General features: G+C 60.5%; 20 protein-coding genes and 1 pseudogene. 8 read left to right on the plus strand and 13 right to left on the minus strand.

Annotated features, from left to right (window positions below):
• Positions 1-69: 69 nt before the first annotated feature.
• Positions 70-888 (minus strand): M48 family metallopeptidase, encoded by an 819-nt coding sequence (locus tag GIW28_RS28995; RefSeq protein ID WP_017138210.1) that lies wholly within the window; start codon positions 886-888, stop codon positions 70-72.
• 1,312 nt (positions 889-2,200) lie between these two features.
• Here GIW28_RS28995 and GIW28_RS30910 point away from each other — a divergent pair.
• Positions 2,201-2,395 (plus strand): annotated as a pseudogene (locus tag GIW28_RS30910) (HAMP domain-containing protein); the annotation flags it as partial.
• A 114-nt stretch (positions 2,396-2,509) separates the two neighbouring features.
• Positions 2,510-3,253, plus strand: coding sequence for a methyl-accepting chemotaxis protein (locus GIW28_RS30915; RefSeq protein WP_371318487.1), 744 nt, complete (start codon positions 2,510-2,512; stop codon positions 3,251-3,253).
• A 114-nt stretch (positions 3,254-3,367) separates the two neighbouring features.
• On the opposite strand, the gene GIW28_RS29005 is transcribed toward GIW28_RS30915, so the two are convergent.
• The 3 genes from GIW28_RS29005 to GIW28_RS29015 are packed head-to-tail and all read right to left on the minus strand — an operon-like array spanning position 3,368 to position 4,478.
• Complete coding sequence (locus tag GIW28_RS29005; RefSeq protein WP_017138211.1) at positions 3,368-3,988, minus strand: SOS response-associated peptidase; 621 nt, start codon at positions 3,986-3,988, stop codon at positions 3,368-3,370.
• Positions 3,989-4,025: 37 nt separating this feature from the next.
• Positions 4,026-4,286: a putative signal transducing protein gene (locus GIW28_RS29010; RefSeq protein WP_017138212.1), complete on the minus strand. Its 261-nt coding sequence runs from the start codon at positions 4,284-4,286 to the stop codon at positions 4,026-4,028.
• Positions 4,287-4,298: 12 nt separating this feature from the next.
• Positions 4,299-4,478: a CPXCG motif-containing cysteine-rich protein gene (locus GIW28_RS29015; RefSeq protein ID WP_017138213.1), complete on the minus strand. Its 180-nt coding sequence runs from the start codon at positions 4,476-4,478 to the stop codon at positions 4,299-4,301.
• Positions 4,479-4,609: 131 nt separating this feature from the next.
• Between GIW28_RS29015 and GIW28_RS29020 the strand changes: the two genes are divergently transcribed.
• Entirely contained in the window at positions 4,610-5,773 is a 1,164-nt protein-coding gene (locus GIW28_RS29020) for a 1-acyl-sn-glycerol-3-phosphate acyltransferase (protein ID WP_026013785.1), read from the plus strand.
• A gap of 120 nt (positions 5,774-5,893) precedes the next feature.
• Here the strand turns inward: GIW28_RS29020 and GIW28_RS29025 are convergent, their stop codons facing one another.
• The gene (locus tag GIW28_RS29025; RefSeq protein ID WP_017138215.1) at positions 5,894-6,151 is read right to left on the minus strand and encodes a hypothetical protein; all 258 of its coding nucleotides are present in this window, start codon (positions 6,149-6,151) and stop codon (positions 5,894-5,896) included.
• A 183-nt stretch (positions 6,152-6,334) separates the two neighbouring features.
• Between GIW28_RS29025 and GIW28_RS29030 the strand changes: the two genes are divergently transcribed.
• Positions 6,335-6,544 (plus strand): hypothetical protein, encoded by a 210-nt coding sequence (locus tag GIW28_RS29030; protein WP_056859008.1) that lies wholly within the window; start codon positions 6,335-6,337, stop codon positions 6,542-6,544.
• A gap of 72 nt (positions 6,545-6,616) precedes the next feature.
• Here GIW28_RS29030 and GIW28_RS29035 read toward each other — a convergent pair whose 3' ends face one another.
• Positions 6,617-7,201: a YajG family lipoprotein gene (locus GIW28_RS29035; RefSeq protein WP_017138217.1), complete on the minus strand. Its 585-nt coding sequence runs from the start codon at positions 7,199-7,201 to the stop codon at positions 6,617-6,619.
• A gap of 182 nt (positions 7,202-7,383) precedes the next feature.
• Here GIW28_RS29035 and GIW28_RS29040 point away from each other — a divergent pair, with 182 nt between their 5' ends.
• Both GIW28_RS29040 and mqo read left to right on the plus strand, forming a co-directional pair.
• On the plus strand, positions 7,384-7,617 hold the full coding sequence (locus tag GIW28_RS29040; RefSeq protein WP_017138218.1) for a hypothetical protein: 234 nt from the start codon (positions 7,384-7,386) through the stop codon (positions 7,615-7,617).
• Positions 7,618-8,340: 723 nt separating this feature from the next.
• Entirely contained in the window at positions 8,341-9,849 is a 1,509-nt protein-coding gene (gene mqo, locus GIW28_RS29045; RefSeq protein WP_138451634.1) for a malate dehydrogenase (quinone), read from the plus strand.
• Between the two features lie 92 nt (positions 9,850-9,941).
• Here mqo and GIW28_RS29050 read toward each other — a convergent pair whose 3' ends face one another.
• The 4 genes from GIW28_RS29050 to GIW28_RS29065 form a co-directional block, all read right to left on the minus strand.
• A complete protein-coding gene (locus GIW28_RS29050; protein WP_017138220.1) occupies positions 9,942-10,229 on the minus strand; it encodes a PA4642 family protein in 288 nt (95 codons plus the stop codon).
• 190 nt (positions 10,230-10,419) lie between these two features.
• A complete protein-coding gene (locus tag GIW28_RS29055) occupies positions 10,420-10,905 on the minus strand; it encodes a hypothetical protein (RefSeq protein ID WP_177033655.1) in 486 nt (161 codons plus the stop codon).
• A gap of 35 nt (positions 10,906-10,940) precedes the next feature.
• Complete coding sequence (locus GIW28_RS29060; protein WP_138451630.1) at positions 10,941-11,408, minus strand: WbuC family cupin fold metalloprotein; 468 nt, start codon at positions 11,406-11,408, stop codon at positions 10,941-10,943.
• A 3-nt stretch (positions 11,409-11,411) separates the two neighbouring features.
• Positions 11,412-11,969, minus strand: a complete 558-nt coding sequence (locus GIW28_RS29065; protein WP_003216150.1) for a hypoxanthine-guanine phosphoribosyltransferase — start codon at positions 11,967-11,969, stop codon at positions 11,412-11,414.
• Positions 11,970-12,133: 164 nt separating this feature from the next.
• On the opposite strand from GIW28_RS29065, the gene upp reads away from it, so the two are divergent.
• Entirely contained in the window at positions 12,134-12,772 is a 639-nt protein-coding gene (gene upp, locus GIW28_RS29070) for a uracil phosphoribosyltransferase (RefSeq protein WP_017138223.1), read from the plus strand.
• Positions 12,773-12,774: 2 nt separating this feature from the next.
• Positions 12,775-14,049: a uracil-xanthine permease family protein gene (locus GIW28_RS29075; protein WP_017138224.1), complete on the plus strand. Its 1,275-nt coding sequence runs from the start codon at positions 12,775-12,777 to the stop codon at positions 14,047-14,049.
• A 68-nt stretch (positions 14,050-14,117) separates the two neighbouring features.
• On the opposite strand, the gene hisC is transcribed toward GIW28_RS29075, so the two are convergent.
• The 3 genes from hisC to hisG all read right to left on the minus strand — a co-directional run bounded on the left by hisC (position 14,118) and on the right by hisG (position 17,256).
• Positions 14,118-15,170, minus strand: coding sequence for a histidinol-phosphate transaminase (gene hisC / locus GIW28_RS29080; protein ID WP_170036275.1), 1,053 nt, complete (start codon positions 15,168-15,170; stop codon positions 14,118-14,120).
• A 3-nt stretch (positions 15,171-15,173) separates the two neighbouring features.
• Positions 15,174-16,493, minus strand: a complete 1,320-nt coding sequence (gene hisD, locus GIW28_RS29085; RefSeq protein WP_177033657.1) for a histidinol dehydrogenase — start codon at positions 16,491-16,493, stop codon at positions 15,174-15,176.
• A gap of 127 nt (positions 16,494-16,620) precedes the next feature.
• On the minus strand, positions 16,621-17,256 hold the full coding sequence (hisG, locus tag GIW28_RS29090; protein ID WP_003188599.1) for an ATP phosphoribosyltransferase: 636 nt from the start codon (positions 17,254-17,256) through the stop codon (positions 16,621-16,623).
• Between the last annotated feature and the right edge of the window lie 267 nt (positions 17,257-17,523).

The raw sequence follows: 17,523 nt of genomic DNA on the forward strand, positions 1-17,523 counted from the left end.
CGGTACACCTTACAAACCGAGTCGCCTGCATCGCGGGCAAGCCCGGCTCCCACACTGGACCGCGTTAACTCAGGACTTTTTGGCCTGCTGGTACAGCGGCATCACCTTCGGAATCGCCGCCTGCAACGAGGCGATTCGGCTGTCGGAGGCCGGGTGAGTGCTCATGAACTCCGGTGTCCCGCCCTGGGAAGCCTTGGCCATCTTGTTCCACAAGGTGATCGCGGCATTCGGGTTGTAGCCGGCGCGGGCCGAAAGCTCCAGGCCGATCAAGTCGGCTTCATTCTCGTTGCCGCGACTGTTGGGCAACGTCAGGCCGTATTTAACGGCAGCATCACCAATCGCCATACTGTCTTGGCCCAACCCCAACAAGGCTGAGGCGCCCTGCTTGGCCATTTCGATACCGTACGCTTTGGACATGGCCTCACGACTGTGCTCGCGCAAGGCGTGGGCGATTTCATGCCCCATCACCGCCGCCAACTCGTCATCGGTCAATTTGAGGTCGTCGATCAGCGCGCTGTATACGAATATCTTGCCGCCTGGCCCGCAGTTAGCGTTGATCTCGTCGCTTTTGATCAGGTTCACTTCCCATTGCCACTGCGCCGCGTCCGGGCGGAACGCCGGTACTTGCACGATCAAACGCTTGGCAATCGCCTGCACGCGCTTGGCGTTGGCACTCGTCTTGTCGACGACACCTTTGCTGCTCGCCTCGCCCAAGGTCTTTTGATAGGACTGGGCATACATCTGGTCGACTTCCTGACTCGACAACAGGCTGTACATATATTGCTTGCGCTCAACGCCAACGGCACCGCCACTGGTGGTGTTGACCACCTGGCAACCGGCCAGCAGCATCGCTGCACTGAGTACACTTACCACCAATGACTTTTTCATGACGCTCTCCCTGAAATCCTGGCGCGTATCCTAGGCGGTCATGTGTATCTGCGCCAGATACACACGACGTGTAACCACTAACTTTCAGATACATCCCACACACCCACAGCGGCGGCGAACTGCCCGTTTGCGACATCTCGCACTATTTCGCCCGCCAAGCCTTAAGCCTCCAGTGCCCATGGCCGATACAAAAAGGCAGCCCACCTGCCCTGCGCCTGGAGCCTCCATGAAATTCAAGTCGATTCAGTTTTCTGTCGCCGCATTGACCGGGGCCATCGTGCTGAGTGTGGTCGCAGTGCTGGTGCTCTATGCAGTGTTTGCCGGTGCCCGCACCCAGGAGCTGGTGCAGGAGCGCACCCAGGCGCAATTTGAGCAGATCATCGAGCAGCGCCTCACCGCTTTGGCGCAAACCCAGGCCACGCTGGTCCAGCGCGAACTGGAGGCACCACTGGTGACCGCCAAAGGCCTGGCCACCGCTAATGCCCTGCTGGCGATGAAAGACGCCAAGGGCGAACCCGCGCTGCAGGTCGGCCGCGAGCAATTGATCAACCTGCTGCATGAAACCGTGGTGCGCAACCCGAAAATCCTCGGCGCCTACATCGGCTGGGAGCCCAATGCCATCGACCATAACGACGCTGCCTACGTGAACACCGCGATTGTCGGCATGGGCACCGACGGCCGTTTCCTGCCGTGGTGGTACCGCAACGCCGATGGCAGCCTGGGCCTGGATAAGCTCGCTGACGTCAACGATCAGAAGATCCTGTCCACCGGCGTGCGCGCCAGTGAGTACTACCTGTGCTCCAAAGAGAGCAAGAAGCCCTGCGCCATTGACCCGGCGCCTTATAAAGTCGGGAATGCGATGGTGATGCTCGCCTCGTTTATCGAACCGATCATGGTCGACGGCACGTTCCAGGGCATCGTCGGCGCCGACCTGTCGGTGAACTTCATCCAGGACATGCTCACCCGCGCCGACCAGAACCTGTACAACGGCGCCGGCGAACTGGCGCTGATCTCCAGCAACGGTCGCCTGGTGGCCTATACCAAGGACGCCAGCAAGCTTGGCGAAAAAGCCAGCGACCTGCTCGACAGCAACGAGCTGGCCAACCTCGGCCAGTTGAAAGTCGGCGAAGTGCGCTACGACATCGACAAGGAGCACGGGCATATCGAGCTGTTCCTGCCCTTCAACATCGGTCAGGCCGAAGCGCGCTGGACCTTGATGCTGCAACTGCCGCTGAGTGCGGTAATGGCCGACTCGCAGAAGCTGCAAAGCGACCTGCAAGCCCAGCGCAAGACCGACACCTTCGGCATGGCCATGGTCGGCCTGTTGATCGCCGGTATCGGTTTGCTGGTGATCTGGCTGGTGGGCCATGGCATCGCCCGCCCGCTCAAGCAAATGGTGGCCATGCTCAACGATATCGCCCAGGGCGAAGGTGACCTTACCCGCCGCCTCACCAGTGATCGCGCCGATGAGCTGGGCGCGATTGCCAACGGCTTTAATACCTTCCTGATCAAGTTGCAGGGCATGATCACTCAGGTCGTGAGTTCGGTGCAGAAGGTCAGCGACTCGTCAGAACACACCGCCGACATCGCGATTCGCACCAACCAGGGCGTGCATAAACAGATGGTCGAGATCGACCAGGTGGCCACCGCTGTGCACGAAATGACCGCCACTGCGCAAGACGTGGCACGCAACGCCACCCAGGCCGCGCAAGCCGCCAGCCATGCCGACCAGGCCGCAAGCCAAGGCATGCGTATTGTGCGCGACACGTCCACTTCCATCGGCGCGCTGGCTGAAGAAATCGGCAAGGCGGTCGGTGTGGTGCAAACCCTGGCCAAGGACAGCGAAAATATCAACGCGATCCTCACGGCGATTCGCGGGATTGCCGAGCAGACCAACCTGCTGGCGCTCAACGCCGCCATCGAAGCGGCCCGCGCCGGTGAGCAAGGGCGTGGCTTTGCGGTGGTGGCCGATGAGGTGCGCAACCTGGCGCAGAAAACCCAAAAAGCCACTGAAGAAATCCAGACCATGATCCAACAGCTGCAACAAGGCACGCGGGATGTGGTGCGGGTGATGGAAGACAGCCAGCACCGCACCGACGAAAGCGTGCAGCACGCGGCGAAGGCGGCCGAAGCGCTGGAGACCATTACCCAGGCGGTGTCGGTGATCAACGACATGAACACGCAAATCGCCAGCGCGGCCGAAGAGCAGAGCGCCGTGGCCGAGGACATCAATCGCAATGTGATCAATATCGGCCAGGTGGCCAATGAGGTGGCGGGCGGTGCGGATGAGTCCAGCGCAGCGAGTGCGGACCTGACCAAGTTGGCGGAGCAGCAGCGGCGGTTGATCAATCAGTTCAAGGTCTGAGGCCGCTATCGCAGCGATGCGGCGACCCGACAAGCCAGCTCCCACATTCTGATTTGTGAATACATTCAACATGTGGGAGCTGGCTTGCCTGCGATGAGGCCAGCAAAGCCAACCTCAACCTGGGGTCAGACACTCCGGCCCATTCAACTTCGGATCATTGACCATATTGGCCAACACCCGCTCGCGCAACGCGGCAGGCTCGCTGGCCAACAAGCCCTGCAACACGTGCAGCGGCGTCTCAGGATTCAACCACGCCTCTTGCCCTGCCGCATCCAGAATCAACGGCCGCCGCTGACTCTGTGCGGCCTGGGTCACCACCGCCGTACTCAGCCACACCTGCTCCTGCACCGGATAAGCCTCCCAGATCGCCGCAAAAAACAGTGTCGAGCCTTCACCCGGCGTCAGCCAATACGGGCGTTTACGCTGGGTGCCGCGCCATTCGTAGAAACCGTTGGCCGGCAGCAAACAGCGGCGCTGACGCAAGGCTTCGCGAAACATCGGTTGTTCGGCCAGGGTTTCGGCGCGCGCGTGGGCTGGCGTGCGCGAAAGGTCGGTGAGCCACGGTGGCGTGAGGCCCCAGCGCGCACGGGCCAGGGTGCGCTGACCTTCGCTCAGGCGCTGGATCAGCACCGAATCATTCGGGGAGATATTCCACTGGGCCTTTTGATCGGCGGGGAATCCCGGTAAGGCAGCGAAGGCAGGGTTCCAGCGAAACAGGGCATAACGTCCACACATGGGGCAACACGACTCTTGGGGTAAACCGACCGACAGCCTAACAGACCAACACGTCGGGGAAGCTGTCGGGTTCATCGCCGGGCATGGGTTGCGCGCCGTTATAGGCCGTAATCAATTCGCGGGCGTAGGCGGCCTGGTCGTTGTCGACTTCCAGGCCCAACAGGCCGAAGATCGGCAACTCGCCGGTCCCACCGAGCAAATGGCGCCCCACCAGGTGCGCCTCGATGCCTTCACTGGCAAGCATCTGTTGCAGCAGCTCGCCCTCCATCAGGTTTTCCGGTTCGTAGATTCGCTGCATGGGGTGTACCTGTTACTCGTTTTCGCTGCGCACGTTCAGCATCCATTCGTCATCATGCACCTGTAGCTCGAAAGTAATGGGCCGGCAGCACACCGGGCAATCCTCTATATATTGCTGATCGCCTCCCGACAGGTCCAGCAACGCCGTGACCACCTCTCCACAATAAGGACATTCGTACGACTCCTCTTCCATCGCGGTCTCCCAGGTGACTTGTGCGTATAATCGCCGGTCTATTTACAGGGCTATTCACGGCAGAGCCAATATTGCGGCCGCACCCTGATATTTCCTTTACTTACCCTAGCCGTTTCTAACAAGAGAGCATGATGGGCGAATTCGATACCATCCGACCTTACAACGACAGCGAAGTCCCGGCCGTGCTGGCGCGCCTGTTCAGTGACAAGGCCTTTCTGGACATCCTGACTCACTTTCGCTTCCCGCGCTTTGCCGGCGCCCTGGGCTGGCTGCTCAAGCCGATGATCGCCCGCAAACTGCGCCGTGAATTTGCCGGCGTCACCACCGTGGCCACGCTGCAGGACAAAGTCGAGTACTACGTCGATCACACCATAGATCGGGCGACCGACGGCGTGACTTATACCGGCGTCGAGCAGCTCAAGTCCGGCACCGCCTATCTGTTTCTGGCCAACCACCGCGATATCGTGATGGACCCGGCCTTCGTCAACTATGCCGTGTACCACGCCGGCCTGCCGACGCCACGCATCGCCATCGGCGACAACCTGCTGCAAAAGCCGTTTGTCAGCGACCTGATGCGCCTGAACAAGAGCTTTATCGTGCACCGCTCGATCACTGGGCGAAAGGAGAAGATGGCGGCGTATAACCTGCTGTCGGCCTATATCAACCATTCGATCCGCAACGACTGCCAGTCGATCTGGATCGCCCAGGCCGAAGGGCGAGCCAAGGATGGGGATGATCGCACCGAGTCGGCAATCCTCAAGATGTTCCATGTCAGCCGCAAGGACGAGCCGTTTGCCGAGGTGATCCAGTCGCTGAACCTGACGCCGGTGTCGATCAGCTATGAATACGACCCATGCGACAGCGCCAAGGCCCGCGAGCTTTACATCCGCGCCACCACCGGCACCTACAGCAAGGCGCCAGGTGAAGACGATGTGAGCATTGCGCTGGGCATTACCGGCTACAAGGGCCGCGTGCACGTGAACTTCGCACCGCCGATCACCGAACGCTTTGAAGACACCAAACTGTTGGCCGTAGAAATGGACCGCCAGATTCTCGGCGGTTATCGCCTGTTCCCGGTGCATTACCTGGCGTATGCGCAGTGGAGCGACGCCGACCCGCAATTGCAGGTGCCGGCGGCAGCCGAGGTGTTCCCGGCCGATGAGCTGGCCAAGGCCAAAGCGGAGTGGGAGCGGCGTTTGAATGAATGCCCGGTGGAACACCGGCCGTACTTGGTGACGCAGTATGCGACGCCGGTGAGGAATCAATACCGGGTCAAGGCCGGGATTCCTCTGTAAATACCAAACCAAAATGTGGGAGCGGGCTTGCCCGCGATGGCGGCGTGTCAGAACCGAATCTATCGACTGGCACATTGCTATCGCGGGCAAGCCAGCTCCCACATTTGTTTTGCGGTGGTTTTAGAGGTGGGTGCTGAGCCAGGACACGGCCAGCGCCAGGCCGAGGCAGGCAAACCCGACGCGGTAAGCCAGGCGATGCGACCGTTCGGTACGCACATCCAGAAACAACATCGGTTGGTCGATCGCGCGGTCTTCGCTTTGGGCGGTCAGGTCGGCCAGCGCTCGCTGCTCGCGCAGGCGGGTAATGAACAGCAGCGCTGCACCCGGGCAGGCCACCAATAAAGCCACAGCATTGATCAGCAGTGCGGGCAGCGCCATCGCAAACCTCGGTAGACGAGTGTCTTGGTATCAATTCAGATACAAACCTGAATGATATTGGCCTCCTGCCGCTGAAACGTTCCGTCCCCCATGTACGGTTAATGTATCCAGTAATTTACAGCGTCACCTGAACGTCACCTTAACAAGCCACTCTGTTGCCCTTCGAACGCTTGGGAGCTTGTCATGCTGCACGCACAAAACCAGGATCGGCTGTACCTGATGGCCCAGAACGATGAACAGGAAGCGCTGGTCGGCGGCCTCGCATTCAACGTCCAGGACCGCCACTGGCTGGTGTATTGCGCGCTCGGCGGGCACCAGCATGCCGACCTGCCGGAGCTGGACCTGCTCACTGGCGTGAGTGTGCTGGACTTTTATGTCGAAACGGCTGCATGAAGGCTACAGGCATAAAAAAACCGGGCTCATTGCTGAGCCCGGCGATGGGGGCGTTGCGCGCCCGCCTGACGGTTACTGCGCGTTGAGAAGCGAACCGATGCTCGGGTCTTTGAACAAGCGCGTCAGGGCATCACTCAACACGTCGCTGACCAGCTTGGTGTTGGTTTCCTGGTTCGGCGACATACCGAAGCGCTGGTTCAGGGACGCGCCGTAGCGGCCACTGTAGCGGCGTGTGCCGGCGCTGACGTCGGACTTGAAGGTCGCGCCGATGGAGGCTTCCGTCACATACAGGCCTTCTTTGGGCGACTGGTACTTCAGCTCAGCCAGGGTGATGGTCAACTGCGGCGCGCCCGGCGAGTTGGCCGGGGTGAAGCCCAGCAGGCGCACGGCGGCTTCAGCCTGGGCTTGCAGCTTGGGCAGCACGTCCTGGCCTTGTACAGAAATCAGCGCGGTCTCAGGGTACAGACCACCACGGGAACCCAGGGTTGGCGAAGGACGACCATCTACCACGCGCACCGATACCGGCTGGCCGTGGCCGACAGGCGCCAGTTGCGCCGTGACTTTAGGTTGCGGGCTGAGTTGTTGCGGGCTGTTGGCGCAGCCAACCAGGGTCAAACTGGTCACAGTGATCAAACCGAACAACAGGCGTTGCAACATACTCATTTCTCCAGGACTAGGTGCAAACAGGCCGCCAGTATAACGGCGCATGTGGGCCACTCACCAGCCATCCTGAACGGCAGCTGAAGGCGGGCTGAAATTACAATTTCGCATAATTTCGTCACTCCACTGTCATGGCACACTGGCAACCTTCAAGCATGTAACGTAACAGGTACAAAGCCATGCGCCTTCTTAAATCATTGTTCATGTCCCACCCCCGCCATCGCCACTACGCACGGCTCGATGCCAATGGCCATTGCGTGGCGTTCAAGCAGTGCAGCCTGCCACCCGTGGGCGAGGGCTGGGTGGAAGTCACGGAGACACATCTGGGCTGGATGCACCGCCCACTGCCAATGAACGCCCGAATCAGCCCACGGGTTGCCCACACGCACTCGCGGCACGCACTGGCTTCCTGAACGCCCTAATAAAAGTCACAAAACACGCCCATTTCCCTGGCGTTCTTCGCTACAATCTCCCCCCGATTATAAGGACGTCTCCTGATCGGGCCTCGCAGCATCGTTAATGCCTCGGTATTAACCCCCCAATCGCCCACAGAGAGCCGCCCACACAGATCGAGTGAAGCTGGCGCGCTTGCTGTTTTCTTTGCAAACCACCCCTCTTTACCGAATCTGCCAGAGCTGCCATTGCGCTCGGCCACTTGAGTTGTTTGCCCGTCTTGCCGCGTGTCGGCAGGGGTTTACGGGCCAGGTGCCAGGCTGGGGCAGCCCTTTTTTGAGGTTCACGTCTTCAAAAGAGCGTGAAAAAAACGGGTTTTCACAACTTCACAAGAGTGTGGCGAGCAAATGAATAGTTTGGCGTTTGTACAAGCACCATCAGCGTCTGGAACAGCCCAACCACACAGGACCGAGTACTCCTCAAACACCGGAGCTTGAGCCTGTCCGCTACGGTTTGATTGCACAAATCGCACGCTTTGACCATAAGTCGAATTGCCACAGGCGCCCATGAATGCGTTCATAGGCAGATTAGCCTGGCAGGAAGCGTGTGCTGAAGTTGCAAAGAATTGCGAAACGGACATGGCGATCCTGGCCATGGGTAACCTGGGGCAACACGTGAACCGCCCCGTCACTCCTGGCAGCCATGCCGTCAATTTGGTGCTGCAGATTTTGGAGACGCGTTAAATGGCGCATAACGAAGCAGTCGACGTAGTACTGGTAGGGGCCGGCATCATGAGTGCCACCCTGGCCGTATTGCTCAAAGAGCTCGACCCCGGCCTCAAGCTGGAAGTCGTTGAGCTGATGGATTCGGGTGCCGCGGAGAGTTCCAACCCGTGGAACAACGCCGGCACCGGCCACGCCGGGCTGTGTGAGCTGAACTACACGCCGCAGGCTGGCGACGGCTCCATCGACATCAAGAAAGCCGTGCACATCAACACCCAGTTCGAGGTGTCGAAGCAGTTCTGGGCGTACCTGACCAAAAAGGGCACCTTTGGCTCGTCCAAGTCCTTTATCAGCCCGGTGCCGCACCTGAGCTTCGTGCAAGGCGACAAAGGCGTGTCTTTCCTCAAGAAACGCTTTGAAACCCTCAGCCAGCACCATGCGTTCTCGGACATGCATTACACCGAAGACCGCAATGAGATGGCCGAGTGGATGCCGCTGATGATGCCGGGCCGCCCGCTCGACGAAAAAATCGCGGCCACCCGCGTGATGAACGGCACCGACGTCAATTTCGGCGCCCTGACCAACCAACTGCTGTCGCACCTGACCAGCGCACCGGATGCCCAGGTCAAGTACAGCAAGCGCGTTACCGGCCTCAAGCGCAATGGCGCGGGCTGGACCGTGAGCATCAAGGACGTCAACAGCGGCAACACCCGCGAAGTCGACGCCAAGTTCGTGTTCCTCGGCGCCGGTGGCGCGGCCCTGCCGCTGCTGCAAGCTTCGGGCATCGAAGAAAGCAAAGGCTTCGGCGGCTTCCCGGTCAGTGGCCAGTGGCTGCGTTGCGACAACCCGGAAGTGGTCAAGCACCACCAGGCCAAGGTCTACAGCCAGGCCGCCGTGGGCTCGCCGCCGATGTCCGTGCCGCACCTGGACACCCGCGTGGTCGATGGCCAGAAATCCCTGCTGTTCGGGCCATACGCCGGCTTCACCACCAAGTTCCTCAAGCACGGCTCGTTCCTCGACCTGCCGCTGTCGGTTCGCGCCGGCAATATCGGCCCGATGCTGGCGGTCGCTCGCGACAACATGGACCTGACCAAATACCTGGTCAGCGAAGTGATGCAGTCCATGGAGCAGCGCCTGGAATCACTGCGCCGCTTCTACCCGCAAGCCAAAGCCGAAGACTGGCGCCTGGAAGTGGCCGGCCAACGGGTGCAGATCATCAAGAAAGACCCGAAAAAAGGCGGCGTGCTGCAATTTGGCACCGAGCTGGTCGCGGCCAAAGACGGCTCGCTGGCGGCCCTGCTGGGCGCGTCCCCAGGCGCTTCGGTGACGGTTTCGATCATGCTGGAACTGATCGAGCGCTGCTTCCCGGCCAAGGCTGCTGGTGAGTGGGCGGCCAAGCTGCACGAGATCTTCCCGGCGAGGGAAAAAGTGCTGGAGACGGACGCTGAGCTGTATCGCAAGATCAATGCGCAGAACAACATCAGCCTGGAGCTGGTTGCGCAAAGCAACGAGGCTGAAAGCTTCGCTTGAGGTCTTGACGCGGAGCGTCAGTGGAGGCATTCCCACGCGGAGCGTGGGAACGATCAAACGCCCTTCGGGGCGTTTTTTTGTGGCCGGGATAATCAGCCGCGAGCGTTTTCGATCAGCTCGATGTACTCAGGCGCGTTGCGCTGGTCCTTGATCAGCTCGACGAAGGTCTTGCCGTGCTCGTCCTTACCATCCAGGTCCAGGCCAGCTTCCTTGAAAAAGCCCAGGAAGCGCTCGAAGTCGTCGATACGCAGGCCACGGTAGGCCTTGATCAGCTTGTGCAGGGACGGTGAAGTCGCGTCGACTGGCTCAAAATCCAGGAACAACTTGATCTGGTCGTCGCCGATCTCGTCACCAATCACCTGTTTCTTATCTTTACGCATTACCGACTCCAGCCTGCAGACATTTACACGGGATTGGGAGTCTACCTGCCAGACACCATCTTCGAAAACAACCAAACACTCATGTGGGAGCCGGCTTGCCTGCGATAGCGGCGGGTCAGTTGGCCCAACTGTCACTGATGCACCGCCATCGCAGGCAAGCCAGCTCCCACATTGACTGCATTCGGCTTAATTACTTTGCGCGTACGGCCCCTGTGTGCAGATCCGCCCAGATATGCCCATTGGCATAACTGAGGAACTGCACATACACCGTGTCATTGCGCAGCAGGTCGACAATCACTCGATATTGCGCCATTGGGTAAGACAGGGTCAGGGTTTTGCTGGCGTCATCGAACATCGGCTTTTTCAGGCTTTTGCTTTCGGCATCAAAATTGAGCACCACCTGACTGATCGTCGCGCCCTTGTTCAGGGATTTCCCCTTGAGGCGGATCATCAACGGCGAGGTCACCGGAATTGGCTGTTGCGTCGACTGCCGCTGGTTACCCACCACCACCGCATATTCGGTAACTTGCAGCAGTTGCTGCTGGTCGGGCGTTTGCGCGCGCAGGGTCAGGTCATCGGGCGGCAGGAACTGGCTGTGCATCGGGGCGGGCGCGGCAGCCAGTGGCAAACTGAGAGTCAACGCCAGGGCGGCGCAGGTGCGTGTCAACAGGCTCATGGGCCGCTCCGTAGAAGAAGGCCGAGCACTGTAGCTCAATCGAACTGGGCGAGCATCCAGCGTTGATACTCGGCCACACCGGAATCGCCTTCGCGGGGCGCCCAGTCGGGTGACTCGCCCTCGCCTATCGGGCGATACGGCCCGGCCTTGCATTCAAACATCACACTGTCAGGCTCCAGCACCACCAGGCCATGAAACACGCCTGGCGGCAGATCGACGCCTGCACACTCACCGCCCGCCTGCAGAATGCGCTTGGCAATCACCTCGCCGGTATCGCTGAACACCAGTAAGCCGAGGCTGCCCTTGAGCACCAACAGGGTTTCCGCCTTGTCGGCACGCAGGTGCCGATGCGGCGGCACATAGGTGTCGGGTTGCAGGCCAACGGCCAGGCGATGGCAGGGCTCTTCCATCTGATGGAGGTTGTGATGGTGCCGGCCGCGAGGGCTGGCGGCGGCTTTCTCGGCCAATTGCGCGAACAGCGTCTGATCAAGAAAGCGCACCATGGTTTACATCCCTTTAACCGCGTAGATGCCATTGGCGTTACGCCAGTAGCCTTTGTAGTCCATGCCGTAGCCGAAGATGTAACGATCGATGCACGGCAGGCCGACGTAATCGGCTTTGAGGTCCGGACGGGCTTTGCGGTCGTGGTCTTTGTCGATCAGTACGGCGGTGTGCACTTTGCGCGCGCCGGCATGTTTGCAGAAGTCGATGATCGCGCCCAGGGTGTGACCTTCATCGAGGATGTCGTCGATGATCAGCACGTCGCGGTCGATGAACGACACTTCCGGCTTGGCTTTCCAGAACAGGTCGCCGCCGCTGGTCTCGTTGCGATAACGGGTGGCGTGCAGGTAGGAGGCTTCCAGCGGGAATTGCAGATGAGTCAGCAATTTGCCGGCGAAAATCAGGCCGCCGTTCATCACGCAGAAGACCACCGGGTTGGTGTCGGCCATTTCGCGGCTGATGTGTGCGCCGACCTTGGCGATCGCTTCTTCGACTTGCGCTTCGGTGTACAGGCAGTCAGCCTCGCGCATGATTTGACGGATATGCTCGAGATCAGCGGACATGGCGCTCTCCAAGGGGGTGCTGTGGCAAGAAAAGCGGGCAAAGGTACGCATGTGAGGCGCAACGATCAAGCCTTAATGGACTAACGTACTAGATGTCTATAGGACAACACCCTCGGATAGATTAATCTAGGCCGGTTTTTTTGCCCGCCGCCGGAGCCTTTCCCATGCCCACTCGCGAGATCCGCCACCCGCTGATCCGACACAAACTCGGCCTTATGCGCCGTGCCGACATTAGCACGAAGAATTTCCGTGAGCTTGCTCAGGAAGTCGGAGCGCTGCTGACTTATGAAGCGACCAAGGATTTGCCGCTGGAAACCTACGAGATCCCCGGTTGGGCCGGTCCCGTACAAGTAGAGAAAATCGCCGGTAAGAAAATCACCGTAGTGCCTATCCTGCGCGCCGGTATCGGCATGCTCGAAGGCGTGCTCAGCCTGATCCCGGGCGCCAAAGTCAGCGCCGTGGGCGTGGCTCGTAATGAAGAAACCTTGCAGGCGCACACCTACCTGGAAAAACTCGTCCCGGAAATCAACGAACGCCTGGCAATGATCATCGACCCGATGCTCGCCACCGGCAGCTCCATGGTTGCCACCATCGACCTGCTGAAAAAAGCTGGCTGCAAGGACATCCGCGCCATGGTGCTGGTAGCTGCCCCCGAAGGCATCGCTGCCGTCGAAAAGGCTCACCCGGACGTGCAGATCTACACCGCCTCCATCGACGAGCGCTTGAACGAACACGGCTACATCATCCCAGGCCTGGGCGATGCCGGTGACAAGATCTTCGGCACCAAGCAGAAGGACGCGTGAGCATGCAGGATGAATTCAACGACCCGCTTTGGCGCCAGATCCTGTCTGGCGCACAAATGCTGTTTGTAGCATTTGGCGCGCTGGTGTTGATGCCACTGATCACAGGTCTTGATCCAAACGTCGCACTGTTCACCGCAGGCCTGGGCACGCTGCTGTTCCAGGTGGTGACAGGGCGGCAGGTGCCGGTATTCCTGGCATCGAGCTTTGCGTTTATCACCCCGATCATTCTCGCCAAAGGCCAGTTCGGCCTCGCGGCGACCATGGGCGGGGTGATGGCGGCCGGTTTCGTTTATACCTTTTTGGGCCTGGCCGTTAAGGTCAAAGGCACGGGCTTCATCGACCGCCTGCTGCCGCCTGTGGTGATTGGCCCGGTGATCATTTCCATCGGTCTGGCCATGGCGCCGATTGCCGCCAATATGGCAATGGGCAAAGCCGGCGATGGCAGCGAGCTGATCCATTACCAGACGGCGATGCTGATTTCGATGCCGGCGCTGCTGACCACCTTGATCGTCGCGGTATTCGGCAAAGGCATTTTCCGCCTGGTGCCGATTATCTCCGGCGTGCTGGTCGGCTTTGCCATGTCGTTCTACTTTGGTGTGGTCGACACCGCGAAAATCGCCGCCGCGCCGTGGTTCGCCCTGCCCCACTTCACCGCGCCGGAGTTCAACTGGCAGGCCATCCTGTTTATCGTCCCGGTGGCCCTGGCCCCGGCGATCGAGCATATCGGCGGTGTGATTGCGGTAGGCAGCGTGACCGGTCGCGATTACCTGAAGAAGCCCGGCCTGCACCGCACCCTGCTGGGTGACGGGATTGCCACCACCGCTGCCGGCCTGTTCGGCGGCCCGCCAAACACCACTTACGCCGAAGTGACGGGCGCAGTGATGCTGACCAAGAACTACAACCCGAAAATCATGACCTGGGCGGCAGTGTTTGCCATCAGCCTGGCGTTTATCGGCAAGTTCGGCGCGTTGCTGCAAAGCATCCCGGTACCGGTGATGGGCGGGATTCTGTGCCTGCTGTTCGGCTCGATTGCGGCGGTTGGCATGAACACGTTGATCCGCCACAAGATCGACCTGGGTGAGGCGCGCAATCTGGTGATTGTGTCGGTGACTTTGGTGTTCGGGATTGGCGGCGTGCTGGTCGGCACCGGCACTGGCCCGGATGATTTCGGCCTCAAGGGCATCGCCCTGTGTGCGGTGGTAGCGATTGGTTTGAACCTGCTGCTGCCGGGCAATGATGGCTGGAAGAACAAGAAGCCGGATGAGCCGTTGATCTAACTGGCTCAACGCAAAAAAAATGTGGGAGCTGGCTTGCCAGCTCCCACTTTTTTTATCTTCAGTGTGGCTTAGAGCTCGCCGAGGCCATCGATCAGCGCCTGGTTCTGCTCCGGCGTACCGATGCTGATCCGCAGGAACTGGGCAATCCGCTCCTGCTTGAAGTGCCGCACGATCACGCCTTGCTCACGCAGCTTTGCGGCCAAACCCGCGGCGTCGTGCCGTGGGTGACGGGCAAAGATGAAGTTGGCCGCTGAAGGCAACACTTCAAAGCCCTTGCCTTGTAACTGCGCGACCACCGTGTTGCGGCTGTCGATCACCCGCTTGCACGTTTTCTCGAAGTACTCACGGTCTTCAAACGCCGCCGCCGCGCCGACAATCGCCAGGCGATCCAGCGGGTAGGAGTTGAAGCTGTTCTTGACCCGCTCCAGCGCCTCGATCAGGTCCGGGTGGCCCACGGCCAGGCCTACACGCAAACCGGCCAGTGAGCGCGATTTGGACAGGGTCTGGGTCACCAGCAGGTTCGGGTAGCGATCCACCAGGCTGATGGCGGTTTCGCCGCCGAAGTCGATATAGGCTTCATCGACCACCACCACCGAATCCGGGCTGGCCTTGAGGATCTGCTCCACTGCATCCAGCGCCAGCACGCAGCCGGTCGGCGCGTTCGGGTTGGGGAAGATGATCCCGCCGTTGGGCTTGGCGTAGTCGGCCACGCGGATCTGGAATTGCTCGTCCAGCGGCACCGGGGCCGACTTGATGCCATACAGGCCGCAGTACACCGGGTAGAAGCTGTAGCTGATGTCCGGGAACAGCAGCGGCAAGTCGTGCTGGAACAGGCCGTGGAAGATGTGCGCCAGCACTTCGTCGGAACCGTTGCCGAGGAACACTTTGCTGGCGTCGACCGCGTAATACTTGGCCACGGCCTGCTTGAGCAGGTCGCTGTTGGGGTCCGGGTACAGGCGCAAATTGTCGTTCAACTCGGCCTGCATCGCGGCCAGCGCCTTGGGCGAAGGGCCGTAGGGGTTTTCATTGGTGTTGAGCTTGACCAGTTTGGTCAGCTTCGGTTGTTCGCCGGGTACGTAAGGCACTAGGTCCTTGACGAAGGGGCTCCAGAATTTGCTCATGCCTCATTTCCCCTCTTCAAGGATGCGATATTCGGCGCTACGCGCGTGAGCGCTCAGCGATTCACCACGGGCCAGCACCGAGGCAGTCTTGCCCAGTTCGGAGGCGCCTTGTGGCGAGCAGTAGATAATCGACGAGCGCTTCTGGAAGTCATACACCCCCAGCGGCGACGAGAACCGCGCGGTGCCGGACGTCGGCAGCACGTGGTTGGGGCCGGCGCAGTAGTCGCCCAGGGCTTCGCTGGTGTGACGGCCCATGAAGATCGCACCGGCGTGGCGGATCAACGGCAGCCAGGCCTGTGGGTCGGCTACGGACAACTCCAAGTGCTCTGGCGCAATGCGGTTGGCCACTTCGATGGCCTGTTCCATGTCACGCACCAGAATCAGCGCACCACGGCCATTGATCGACTTCTCGATGATCTCGGCGCGCTCCATGGTCGGCAGCAGTTTGTTGATGCTGGCGGCGACCTTGTCGAGGAACTCGGCGTCCGGGCTGACCAGAATCGCCTGGGCGTCTTCGTCGTGCTCGGCCTGGGAAAACAGGTCCATGGCGATCCAGTCCGGGTCGGTCTGGCCATCACACACCACGAGAATTTCCGAAGGGCCGGCGATCATGTCGATACCGACCTGGCCAAACACGTGGCGCTTGGCGGTGGCGACATAGATGTTGCCGGGGCCAACCACCTTGTCGACCTTCGGCACGCTTTCGGTGCCGTAGGCCAGGGCTGCAACGGCTTGCGCACCACCAATGGTGAACACGCGGTCGACGCCGGCGATGCAGGCAGCGGCCAGCACCAGCTCGTTGATTTCACCACGCGGGGTCGGCACCACCATGACCACTTCGGTCACGCCCGCCACTTTGGCCGGAATCGCGTTCATGAGTACCGATGACGGGTACGAGGCCTTGCCGCCGGGCACGTACAGACCGGCGCGGTCCAGCGGCGTGACTTTTTGGCCCAGCACGGTGCCGTCGGCTTCGGTGTAGCTCCAGGAATCCTGTTTCTGTTTTTCGTGGTAGCTGCGCACCCGCGCCGCCGCCACTTCCAGGGCTTCGCGCTGGGGTGCAGTGATGCGTGTCAGCGCCAGCTCCAAGCGTTCACGGGGCAGGATCAGGTCGGCCATGGACTTCACGTCCAGGCCATCGAACTGACGGGTGAAATCCACCAGCGCCGCATCACCGCGCTCGCGCACGGCCTTGATGATGTCGAGCACTCGCTGGTTGACCGAGTCGTCAGACACGCTTTCCCAGCTCAGCAGATGATCCAGATGATGGGCGAAATCCGGGTCGGCAGCGTTGAGTCGGGCAATTGCAGTGGACGTGGTCATAGCGAGGGCCTCAATAGAATTGGCAAAAACTCAGGCGCCCTAAACTAGCAGTCATTTCCGCTTGGGCACCTGAGAATTCTGGCTATGAGGCGGATAGACGGGCGCGGCCTAAGGCCGCGCGGGTGAGTCAACCGCGGTGTCGAGACTCCACTGCCTTGCGCAGGGTGTCGATCAACGCCTGGATACGGGCATGTTGCATCTTCATCGAAGCTTTGTTGACGATCAGGCGGGAGCTGATGTCGGCAATGAAGTCCTGGGGTTCGAGGCCGTTGGCGCGCAGGGTGTTGCCGGTGTCGACCACGTCGATGATCTTGTCAGCCAGGCCGATCAGCGGCGCCAGCTCCATCGAGCCGTAGAGCTTGATAATGTCGACCTGACGGCCTTGCTCGGCGTAGTAGCGCTTGGCGACGTTGACGAACTTGGTGGCCACGCGCAGGCGGCCTTTAGGCTCAACGTCACCGACACGGCCGGCGGTCATCAGCTTGCACAGCGCAATACGCAGGTCCAACGGCTCGTAAAGGCCCTGGCCACCGTATTCCATCAGCACATCTTTACCCGCAACACCGAGGTCGGCGGCGCCATGCTCAACGTAGGTCGGCACGTCGGTAGCCCGCACGATCAGCAGGCGAACGTCGTCCTGGGTCGTGGGGATGATCAGCTTGCGGCTCTTGTCCGGATTCTCGGTTGGCACGATGCCCGCTTCAGCCAGAAGCGGCAAAGTGTCGTCAAGGATGCGGCCCTTGGACAGTGCGATGGTCAACATGGGAAACGTCAGTCCTTCATCAGGCTATTGCTGCCCGGTCGCAAACGGCGCCAGACACAGATCGAGGCCATTACAGCCTCGACTTGAAACAAATTCAGCAGGATTAGCTGAAAACACAACCCTGTGGCGAGGGAGCTTGCTCCCGCTGGGTCGCGAAGCGGCCCCCAAGAACGGGACTGCTGCGCAGTCCAGCGGGAGCAAGCTCCCTCCCCACAGGCGACGGTGTTTATAGATCCCCGAGCCAGTCCCGTACTCTGCGGGCTTTTT

Origin of the sequence: Pseudomonas sp. PA-5-4B (assembly GCF_021606215.1) — a bacterium.
Taxonomy (GTDB): Bacteria; Pseudomonadota; Gammaproteobacteria; order Pseudomonadales; family Pseudomonadaceae; genus Aquipseudomonas; species Aquipseudomonas edaphica.